The following is a 9,683-nucleotide window of genomic DNA, read 5'->3' on the forward strand; positions in this document are numbered from 1 at the left end:
CGCCCGTGCCCAACCGAAAACCGGCTTCGCCGCCACTTCGCCCATCCGAAGCTGGACCAGTTACCCGGCCAAGGTTGCGTGACGGGCCACTAGCTCTCCCAGAGGGTTACGCCTCACCGGACGTCAACCCGACCGGGCAGGCGACGCCCGTCCCGCCGATCCCGCAGTACCCATTGGGCACTTTGTACAGGTATTGCTGGTGATACCCCTCCGCGTAGTGGAACGGGCCCGCGGGGGCCAGCTCGGTGGTGATCTCGCCGTAGCCCGCCTGCTTCAGGACCCCCTGGTACGCGTCCCGCGACGCCTCCGCGGCCTTCTGCTGCTCCGGTGAGTGGTAGTAGATCGCCGACCGGTACTGCGTGCCCACGTCGTTGCCCTGGCGCATGCCCTGGGTCGGGTCGTGGGCCTCCCAGAAGACCTTCAGGAGCTCCTCGTACGACACCTTCGCCGGGTCGAAGGCCACCCTGACGGCCTCCGTGTGACCCGTGAGGCCGCTGCAGACCTCCTCGTACGTCGGGTTGGGCGTGTAGCCGCCCTGGTATCCGACCGCCGTCGTGACGACGCCGGGCGTCTGCCAGAACTTGCGCTCCGCGCCCCAGAAGCAGCCGAGGCCGAAGTCGGCGATCTCGAGGCCCTCGGGCGGGGTGAGGGGGGCGTCGAGGACCGCGTGGCGCGACGGGATCGGCATGGGGTCCGGGCGGCCGGGGAGGGCGTCCTCGGGTCGGACCATCGATGTCTTGTTGCCGCCGAACAGCCAGCCCATGGCACTACCTCCAGTAGGTCTCGTCCCAGAGTACATAGGCTCTAACGCTTTAGGAGCTCTACACATTTCCGTATAGTGAGAGGCATTTGTGTTTAAAGGTAGTAATGCCCGAAGATGGGGTTCATGCCTGACCTTCGGCGCGGTGTCTTGTTCGGGATCGCCGCCTACACGATGTGGGGGCTGTTCCCCCTCTACTGGCCGCTCCTCAAGCCTTCCGGAGCCGTTGAGATCCTCGCCCACCGGATGGTGTGGTCGCTGGTCGCCGTCGCGGCCGTGCTGGCGGTGCGCAGACACTGGTCCTGGTTCCGCCCACTGCTCAAGCAGCCCATGAAGCTGAGCCTGCTGGTGCTGGCGGCCATGGTCGTGACCCTCAACTGGGGCACCTACATCTACGCCGTCAACAGCGGGCACGTCGTCGAGAGCGCCCTGGGCTACTTCATCAATCCGCTCGTCAACGTGCTGTTCGGGGTGGTCCTGCTGCGGGAGCGGCTGCGGCCGCTGCAGTGGGTGGCCGTCGGGTTCGGGGCCCTGGCGGTGCTGGTGCTGACGTTCGACTACGGGCGGCTGCCGTGGATCGCGCTGACGCTGGCATTGAGCTTCGGCGTGTACGGGCTGCTGAAGAAGCGGGCCAACGTGCCGGCCACCGAGGGCCTCGCGATCGAGACCCTGGTGCTGATCCTCCCGGCGCTCGGCTACATCTTCTTCCTGCACGCAGGCGGGCAGGGAACGTTCGCCGACCAGGGCCTCGGGCACGCCCTGCTGCTGATCGGCGGCGGGATCGGCACCGCCATCCCGCTGATCTGCTTCGGGGCGGCGGCCATCCGGGTGCCGCTCAGCACCATGGGGCTGCTGCAGTACATCGCGCCGGTCCTGCAGTTCGCGTGCGGCGTGCTGATCGCCAAGGAGACCATGCCGTCCAGTCGGTGGATCGGCTTCTCGATCGTCTGGCTGGCCCTGGCGATCTTCACGTACGACGGCTTCAGGACGGCTCGCGCCGCGAAGCGAGTCAGGAAATCAGCCGGAACGCTGGACCACGTAGTCACATAGCGCCAAAAATGCGGACCTGGCGGGGATGTCGGGAAGGCCGGAGACGTCGGCACGGGCGCGGTCCACCCAGGATTCCAGCTCCGCCCGCGCCTGGGCCATCGCCGGGTCGGCGCGGAGCAGGGTCAGCGCCTCCTCCACATCATCCTCGGCCACCGGACCCGCCAGCAGCTCACGCAGCCGCGAGGGCTCCTCCGACGCCAGAGCGTACAGAACCGGGAGGGTCCTGATCCCCTCCCGCAGGTCGGTCCCCGGCGTCTTGCCCGACTGGGCGCCGGACGAGGCCACGTCCAGCAGGTCGTCACCGAGCTGCCAGGCCACCCCGATGGCCTCACAGGCGCGGCTGAGCCGCTCCTCGACGTCCGCGGGCGCGCCGGACAGCAGCGCGCCGAAGCGGCCGGAGGCGGCGATCAGGGAGCCGGTCTTGTCGGCGAGCACGCTCAGGTAGTGGCCGATCGGGTCCTCGCCGTCGCGCGGGCCGACGGTCTCGCGGATCTGCCCCTGGACGAGGCGGGAGAACGTCTGAGCCTGGATGCGGATCAGCTCGGGACCGAGGTCCGCGAGGAGGTCGGACGCCTGGGCGAACAGATAGTCGCCGGTGAGGATGGCCACGGTGTTGTCCCACCGGGCGTTGGCGGACGGGGAGCCCCGGCGGACCGGGGCCTCGTCCATGACGTCGTCGTGGTAGAGCGAACCCAGGTGGGTCAGCTCGATCACCACCGCGCCGGGCACGACCCCCGGCGCGGACGGGTCGCCGAACTGCGCGGCCAGCAGCAGCATCAGCGTGCGGAACCGCTTGCCACCGGCCTCGATGAGGTGCTTGGACGCCTCCGTGACGAAGGCGTCCTCGCTCTCCACCGACGAACGCAGGAGCTTCTCGACCGCGGCCAGTCCGGTGGCCACGTCCTGCGCCAGCCGTTCGTCCTCGATGGGAAGGTCAACCACGGGAGGCGCAGACATACGAGATCCCCTTATCTGATGAACAGGCTGTGTGCGGCGTCGTTGGCGACGCCGAGCACGGACTCCGGGTAGAGCCCCACTCCTACGGTAACCAGCAACGAAACGGCGATGACGGCCACGGTCCCCATACTGGGCACCGCGATCGCCGGGCCGTCGGCCGCCGGCTCGCTGAAGAACATCAGCACGATCACGCGGACGTAGAAGAACGCGGCGATGGCCGAGGCCACCACACCCACCACGACCAGGCCGGCCATCCAGCCGCCCATCGAGTCGCCGGGCTGCGTGCCACTGTTCAGAGCGGCGGCGAAGACGGCGTACTTGCCGAAGAAGCCGCTCGTGAGCGGGATGCCGGCGAAGGCCAGCAGGAAGAAGGCGAACACCCCGGCCAGCACCGGCGCGCGCTTACCGAGCCCGGCCCAGCGCGACAGGTGACCGGCCTCGCCGCCCGGGTCGCGTACGAGCGTGACCACCGCGAACGCGCCGACCGTCGTGATGCCGTAGACCGCCAGGTAGAACAGGATCGCCTTCAGGGAGACCGCGTTCTGCTCGGCGGAGCCGAACGTGGCCATCACGCCGACGAGCAGGAAGCCCGCGTGCGCGATGGACGAGTACGCCAGCATCCTCTTGATCTCGGTCTGCGTGATCGCCAGGATCGAGCCGACGATCATGGTCAGGGCGGCGACGCCCCAGATGATCGGCCGCCAGTTCCAGTCGAGGTTGCCCAGACCCACCCAGAACACCCGCAGCACGGCGCCCATGGCCGCGACCAGCGTGCCGGAGGCCATGAGGGCGGTGATGGGCGTCGGAGCGCCCTGGTAGACGTCCGGCTTCCAGGCGTGGAACGGCGCCGCACCGATCTTGAACAGCAGGCCCACGCCGAGCAGCGCGAGACCGAGCATCAGGATCGGGTCGAGCGTGGCGCTCCTGGCCATGGCCTCGTTGATGCCCGGCAGCGAGACGGTGCCGGCGAAGCCGTACACCATCGCGGTGCCGTACAGGAAGAAGGCCGAGGAGAACGCGCCCAGCAGGAAGTACTTCATGGACGCCTCCTGCGAGAGCAGGCGACGCCGGCGGGCCAGGCCGCACAGCAGGTAGAGCGGCAGCGACATGACCTCGAGGCCCACGAACATCATCAGCAGGTCGTGGGCGGCCGGGAAGAGCAGCATGCCGCCGACCGCGAACAGCACCAGCGGGTACACCTCGGTGTGCCCGCCGCCCGCGGCCTCGGCCTCCTCCTCGTCGGCGCTGCCGGGCACGGCCGCGGCCGAGGCGACGAAGTGACCCTCGTCGTTGATCAGCAGCACGCACACGAACGACAGGACGAGGATGACGCCCCAGATGAACAGCGCGGGCCCGTCCACCGCGACCGCGCCCATGGCGACCGGCGCGGTGGGCACGTTGCCGCGCAGCACCTGGACGAGCACCAGGGCGAACGCGCCGAACAGGCTCAGCAGGGTGAGCGGAACGTGGATCGACTTACGCAGGTATCGCGGCGCGAACGCCTCGACGAGCACTCCGATGACGGCCGCGCCGAACACCACCAGCAGCGGCGCCAGCGTGCCGTACTCGATCGTCGGCGCTGGGATGGAGTTCACTGACCTGTCCCCTTCTCAGCGATGGTGGAGGTGGGCACCTTCACGTTGGTCAGCGTCTGGTGCACCGACGGGTTGATCACGTCCAGCAGCGGCTTGGGGAAGAAGCCGAAGCCGATGATCAGGGCGACCAGCGGGGCCAGCACCCAGATCTCGCGGGCGTTCAGGTCCTTGAACGCCTTGACCGGCTCGGCCGTCGGCCCGTTCATGGCCCGCTGGACCATCCACAGGATGTAGACGGCGGCGAGGATGACCGCCACCGCGGCGACCACCGCGGCCACCGTCAGGGCGCCCGACCCGTGGGCCTGGCTGGAGTACGTGCCGACCATGACCATGAACTCGCTCACGAACGAGGAGAGCCCCGGCAGCGAGAGACCGGCCAGACCCGCGACCAGGAAGAAGCCCGCGAGCACCGGCGCGACGCTCTGCACGCCTCCGTAGTCCCCGATGAACGGCGAGCCGCGCCTGGCGATGAGGAAGCCCGCGGCCAGGAACAGCGCGCCGGTGGCGAAGCCGTGGTTGACCATGTAGAGGGCCGCGCCGGACTGGGCGACCGACGACATGGCGAACACGCCGAGCACGATGAACCCGAAGTGCGAGATCGACGTGTACGCGATGAGGCGCTTCATGTCGGTCTGCCCGATCGCCACGATGGCGCCGTAGATGATGCTGATGACCGCCAGTACGACGATCGGCATCGTGAACGCCTTGGCCGCGTCGGGGAACAGCTCCAGGCAGAAGCGGAGCATCCCGAACGTGCCGACCTTGTCCAGCACGCCCACCAGCAGCACGGCGGCACCGGCCGGAGCCTGCGCGGCCGCGTCGGGCAGCCAGGTGTGCACCGGCCAGAGCGGCGCCTTGATCGCGAAGGCGATGAAGAAGCCCGCGAACAGCCACTTCTGCATGGCCGGGTCCTGCACGACCCCGATCAGCTCGGGGAACATGAAGGTCTTGCTGCCGCCGACCACGTAGAGCCCGATGACCGCGACCAGCATGAGCAGGCCGCCGAACAGCGAGTACAGCAGGAACTTGACGGCCGCGTAGGACCGCTGGGCGCCGCCGTACGACCCGATCATGAAGTACATCGGGATCAGCATGGCTTCGAAGAACACGTAGAAGAGGAAGATGTCGGTCGCCGCGAAGACGCCGATCATCATCGTCTCGAGCACCAGCAGCAGCGAGAAGTACGTCTTCACCGACCGCTTGGGCGTGATGAGCGTGCCGTCGGCGGTCTTGACGCCGTCGGCGTCGTGCCAGGAGGCCAGCACCACGATCGGCACCAGCACCACCGAGAGCGCGATCAGGACGAGCGCGACGCCGTCCACGCCGACCCCGAACTTCACGCCGAAGCTCGGGATCCAGTTGTACTCGGCGGTGAACTGGAAGCGCGGACCGGCCGGCTTGAACCCGGCGGCCATGACACCCGTGAGGACCAGCGTCAGCAGCGAGACCAGCAGGGTGACCTGCTTGGCCAGCTTGTCACTGCCCTTGGGAAGCAGGGCCACCACGATGGCGCCCACCACGGGCACCGCCATGAGTATCGGAAGCCAGGGTGACATCAGAGGTTCCCAACGAGGAGCAGGGCGCCGGTCAGCAGGGCGGCACCGATGAAGATGGACAGCGCGTACGTTCTGGCGAAGCCCGTCTGGAGCCTCCGCAGGCGCCCCGAAGTGCCCCCGATGCCCGCGGCCAGGCCGTTGACCAGCCCGTCGATGCCGCGGTTGTCGAAGAACACCGCGATGCGGGTCAGCCACTGGCCGGGGCGCATGAAGAGCGACTCGTTGAGCGCGTCGCCGTAGAGGTCACGGCGGGCGAACGTGGTGAGGAACGACCCGCGCGGCTGCACGACGGGCACCTCGGCCCGGCCGTACCTCATCCAGGCGAAGGCCGCGCCGACCGCGACGAGCGCGAGCGTGGCGAGACCGGGAGGGCTGGTGAACACGAACTCCGGAGGGGTCGCGTCGCCACCCACGGCGGGCCGCAGGAAGGTGTACAGCGTGCCGCCCAGGACGAGGTAGCCGCCCAGACCGATCGAGCCGATCGACAGGATGATCAGCGGCCAGGTCATGACGGCCGGCGACTCGTGCGGGTGCGCGTCCTCGGCCCAGCGCTTCTCGCCGAAGAAGGTCATGAAGACCATCCGCGACATGTAGAAGCCCGTGATGCCGGCGCCCAGCACGGCCAGCCAGCCCAGCACCGGCTGGTGGTGCACCGCGGTCTCGATGATGCCGTCCTTGGTGAAGTAACCGGACAGCAGCGGGAACCCGATGATCGCCAGATAGCCGATGAAGAACGTCACGAAGGTGATCGGCATGACCTTGCGCAGCCCGCCGTACTTCCGCATGTCCACTTCGTCGTTCATGCCGTGCATGACCGAACCGGCGCCGAGGAACATGTCGGCCTTGAAGAAGCCGTGCGTGATCAGGTGACCGATCGCGAACGCGTACCCCGCGGGGCCGAGGCCCGCGCCGAGCATCATGTAGCCGATCTGCGACATCGTCGAACCGGCCAGGCCCTTCTTGATGTCGTCCTTCGCGCAACCGATGATCGCACCGGCGAGCAGCGTGGCCGCGCCGACGATGGTGACGGCGAGCGCCGCGCCCGAGCCCTCGGGGAAGAAGAACGCCCCCGAGCGGACCACCAGGTAGACGCCGGCGGTGACCATGGTCGCGGCGTGGATCAGGGCCGACACGGGGGTCGGGCCCTCCATGGCGTCCAGGAGCCAGGACTGCAGCGGGAGCTGGGCGGACTTGCCGCACGCGCCGAGCAGCAGCAGCAGGCCGATGGCCAGCATGGTGCCGTTCTCCTGGCCCGGCGTGATCTGCTCGCCGAGGCTCTTGAAGGTCAGCGTGCCGAACGTGGTCCAGATGACGAACATGCCGACCAGCAGGCCGAAGTCACCGACGCGGTTGACGACGAACGCCTTCTTCGCCGCGACCGCCGCCGACGGCTTGAACTGCCAGAACCCGATCAGCAGGTACGACGCCAGACCGACGCCCTCCCAGCCGATGAACAGGCCCACGTAGTTGTCGGACAGCACCAGCAGGAGCATCGCGGAGACGAACAGGTTCAGGTATCCGAAGAACCTGCGCCGGTGCTCGTCGTGCGACATGTAGCCGATCGAGTAGATGTGGATCAGCGAACCCACACCGGTGATCAACAGCGCGAAGCTGATCGACAGCGGGTCGATCAGCAGCCCCATCTTCACCAGGCCGGGGATGAAGTCGTAGAGCTCGACCGCCCTCCGGCGCTGCTCTTCCCCGAACCCGACGAGCTCGAAGAACGCCAGCACCGCCACGACGAACGAGGCGAGGGACATGGCCACGCCCAGCAGATGGCCCCAGCGGTTGGTGAACCGGCCCAGCACCAGCAGGATGGCCGCCCCCACGAGAGGGAGGGCGATCATCAGCCAGGAGACCCCGATCACGCCGCCGGTGTGCTGGATGATCTCAACAGGAGATTCCACCAGTCACCTCTTAGTACTTCAGCAGGTTGGCGTCGTCGACCGACGCGGACCTGCGGGTTCGGAAGATCGTCACGATGATGGCCAGGCCGACCACGACCTCGGCCGCGGCCACCACCATCACGAAGAACGCGATGATCTGGCCCTCCAGGTTGCCGACCTGCCTGGAGAAGGTGACGAAGGCGAGGTTGCAGGCGTTGAGCATGAGCTCCACGCACATGAACACCACGATCGCGTTGCGCCGGATCAGCACACCCAGAGCGCCGATGGCGAACAACAGGCCGGACAGGACGAGGTAGTGCGTCGTCACTTGGTCACCTCATTGTTCTGCTCGCTGTCATCCCGCTCGATGGCGTGCTCCTCGGCGTCTTCCTCGGCCGTGTGCTTGATGGCCTCGGCGAGCTTCGGGTCGGCCGGCAGGTGGTCGTGCTCCACGTCGTAGCGGGCGATGTACCGGTTGACCGAGGACGGAGCGACCGACCCGTCGGGCAGCAGCGCCGGCATGTCGATGGCGTTGCTCCTGGCGTAGGTGCCGGGGCCGGGCAGCGCCGAGGGCTGGTCGCCGAGGAACCTGGCGCGGGCCAGGTCCTTCTGCGTCGGCTTCTCGGTGAGCCGCTCGCGGTGCGCCAGCACCATCGCGCCCAGCGCCGCCGTGATCAGCAGCGCCGAGGTGATCTCGAACGCGAACACGTACTTGGTGAACAGCAGCAGCGCGATCGAGCGGATGTAGCCGCCCTGCGCCGTGGCCTGCGCCAGCCCCGCCTGGTCGGCGAAGATCGCGTTGCCGAAGGCCAGGACGACCAGCACCAGGAAGCCGAGGGCCGCGAGAGAGGCCCAGACGCGCTGGCCCTTCAGCGTCTCGACGAAGGAGTCGGAGGAGTCGACGCCCACCAGCATGAGCACGAACAGGAACAGCATCATGATCGCGCCGGTGTAGACGATGATCTGCACCGCGGCCAGGAAGGGCGCGTCCTGCACGGCGTACAGGACCGCGAGGGAGAGCATCACCGTGCCGAGCATCAGCGCGGAGTACACGGCCTTCCTGTTGAAGACCATGCCGAGCGCGGCGCCGACGGACACGACGGCGAGCACCCAGAACGTGACGGTCTCACCCATTGGTCCGCCCCAGCCGGTAGTAGTCCTCTTCGGTCTCACCGAGCCGCATGGGGTGCGGGGGCTGCTCCATGCCCTGGGTCAGCGGCGCGAGCAGCATCTCCTTGGTGAAGATGAGGCTCTCGCGGGAGGTGTCGGCGAGCTCGTACTCGTTGGTCATGGTGAGCGCCCGGGTCGGGCAGGCCTCGATGCACAGACCGCAGAGGATGCACCGCAGATAGTTGATCTGGTACGTGCGCCCGTAACGCTCACCCGGCGAGAAACGCTCCTCGTCGGTGTTGTCCGCGCCCTCGACCAAGATCGCGTCGGCCGGACACGCCCAGGCGCACAGCTCGCAGCCGACGCACTTCTCCAGCCCGTCAGGCCAGCGGTTGAGCTGGTGACGCCCGTGGAAGCGAGGAGCCGTCGGCTTCTTCTCCTCCGGGTAGTTCGTCGTGACGGGCTTCTTGAACATCGTGTGGAAGGTGACCCCGAAGCCCTTGACGGGATTCAGCCAATCAGTTAGTCCCACTGGGAATCTCCTTGTGCTGCACCCCGTGGTAGTGCGGCAGATCGAGCGGCGGCACCGGGAAGCCACCTGCCGTCGGCTCTTCGGACAGTTCCTCGAACTCGGCCTCGACCTGGGCCTTCTGGGCCTCCTTGCGCCGCTGGTTGACGGTGTCGAACCGCATCCAGATGGCCAGCCCGCCGATCACGATGATCCCGGTGACCACGAGGGCGATCATCCGGGACTCCTCGTTGAGCATCA

General features: G+C 67.9%; 9 protein-coding genes and 1 pseudogene. 1 reads left to right on the forward strand and 9 read right to left on the reverse strand.

The window, feature by feature from the left end; genetic code table 11:
* Window positions 1–106: 106 nt before the first annotated feature.
* Window positions 107–763, reverse strand: coding sequence for a peptide-methionine (S)-S-oxide reductase MsrA (gene msrA, locus AB0L65_RS62450; protein ID WP_364267386.1), 657 nt, complete (start codon window positions 761–763; stop codon window positions 107–109).
* A gap of 123 nt (window positions 764–886) precedes the next feature.
* Between msrA and rarD the strand changes: the two genes are divergently transcribed.
* On the forward strand, window positions 887–1,810 hold the full coding sequence (rarD, locus tag AB0L65_RS62455) for an EamA family transporter RarD (protein ID WP_364267389.1): 924 nt from the start codon (window positions 887–889) through the stop codon (window positions 1,808–1,810).
* Here the strand turns inward: rarD and AB0L65_RS62460 are convergent.
* The 8 genes and pseudogenes from AB0L65_RS62460 to AB0L65_RS62495 form a co-directional block, all read right to left on the reverse strand.
* Window positions 1,778–2,767, reverse strand: a complete 990-nt coding sequence (locus tag AB0L65_RS62460) for a polyprenyl synthetase family protein (RefSeq protein WP_364267392.1) — start codon at window positions 2,765–2,767, stop codon at window positions 1,778–1,780. The two genes, rarD and AB0L65_RS62460, sit on opposite strands and share 33 nt — an antisense overlap.
* An 11-nt stretch (window positions 2,768–2,778) precedes the next feature.
* A complete protein-coding gene (nuoN, locus tag AB0L65_RS62465; protein ID WP_364267395.1) occupies window positions 2,779–4,362 on the reverse strand; it encodes an NADH-quinone oxidoreductase subunit NuoN in 1,584 nt (527 codons plus the stop codon).
* A complete protein-coding gene (locus AB0L65_RS62470; RefSeq protein WP_350733443.1) occupies window positions 4,359–5,918 on the reverse strand; it encodes an NADH-quinone oxidoreductase subunit M in 1,560 nt (519 codons plus the stop codon). Before AB0L65_RS62470 ends, nuoN begins: the two co-directional genes overlap by 4 nt.
* Complete coding sequence (gene nuoL / locus AB0L65_RS62475) at window positions 5,918–7,765, reverse strand: NADH-quinone oxidoreductase subunit L (protein ID WP_364267404.1); 1,848 nt, start codon at window positions 7,763–7,765, stop codon at window positions 5,918–5,920. Before nuoL ends, AB0L65_RS62470 begins: the two co-directional genes overlap by 1 nt.
* A 70-nt stretch (window positions 7,766–7,835) precedes the next feature.
* On the reverse strand, window positions 7,836–8,132 hold the full coding sequence (nuoK, locus tag AB0L65_RS62480; RefSeq protein WP_185069996.1) for an NADH-quinone oxidoreductase subunit NuoK: 297 nt from the start codon (window positions 8,130–8,132) through the stop codon (window positions 7,836–7,838).
* Window positions 8,129–8,938 carry an NADH-quinone oxidoreductase subunit J gene (locus AB0L65_RS62485; protein ID WP_364267398.1) on the reverse strand — a complete coding sequence of 270 codons (810 nt, stop codon included), beginning with the start codon at window positions 8,936–8,938 and terminating at the stop codon, window positions 8,129–8,131. The genes nuoK and AB0L65_RS62485 overlap by 4 nt, the downstream gene beginning before the upstream one ends.
* The gene (gene nuoI, locus AB0L65_RS62490; protein WP_363985821.1) at window positions 8,931–9,446 is read right to left on the reverse strand and encodes an NADH-quinone oxidoreductase subunit NuoI; all 516 of its coding nucleotides are present in this window, start codon (window positions 9,444–9,446) and stop codon (window positions 8,931–8,933) included. Before nuoI ends, AB0L65_RS62485 begins: the two co-directional genes overlap by 8 nt.
* Window positions 9,433–9,683, reverse strand: a pseudogene (locus AB0L65_RS62495) (NADH-quinone oxidoreductase subunit H); the annotation flags it as partial. The pseudogene AB0L65_RS62495 and the gene nuoI, both read right to left, overlap by 14 nt.

The sequence above is a fragment of the Nonomuraea sp. NPDC052116 genome (assembly GCF_040680035.1).
Lineage (GTDB): Bacteria > Actinomycetota > Actinomycetes > Streptosporangiales > Streptosporangiaceae > Nonomuraea > Nonomuraea angiospora_A.

Bases quoted from the DNA above. Each gene is read 5' to 3' on its own strand.
- msrA (WP_364267386.1), bottom strand. From the start codon at position 763: ATGGGCTGGCTGTTCGGCGGCAACAAGACATCGATGGTCCGACCCGAG.
- rarD (WP_364267389.1), top strand. From the start codon at position 887: ATGCCTGACCTTCGGCGCGGTGTCTTGTTCGGGATCGCCGCCTACACG.
- AB0L65_RS62460 (WP_364267392.1), bottom strand. From the start codon at position 2,767: ATGTCTGCGCCTCCCGTGGTTGACCTTCCCATCGAGGACGAACGGCTG.
- AB0L65_RS62470 (WP_350733443.1), bottom strand. From the start codon at position 5,918: ATGTCACCCTGGCTTCCGATACTCATGGCGGTGCCCGTGGTGGGCGCC.
- nuoL (WP_364267404.1), bottom strand. From the start codon at position 7,765: ATGATCGCCCTCCCTCTCGTGGGGGCGGCCATCCTGCTGGTGCTGGGC.
- AB0L65_RS62485 (WP_364267398.1), bottom strand. From the start codon at position 8,938: ATGGGTGAGACCGTCACGTTCTGGGTGCTCGCCGTCGTGTCCGTCGGC.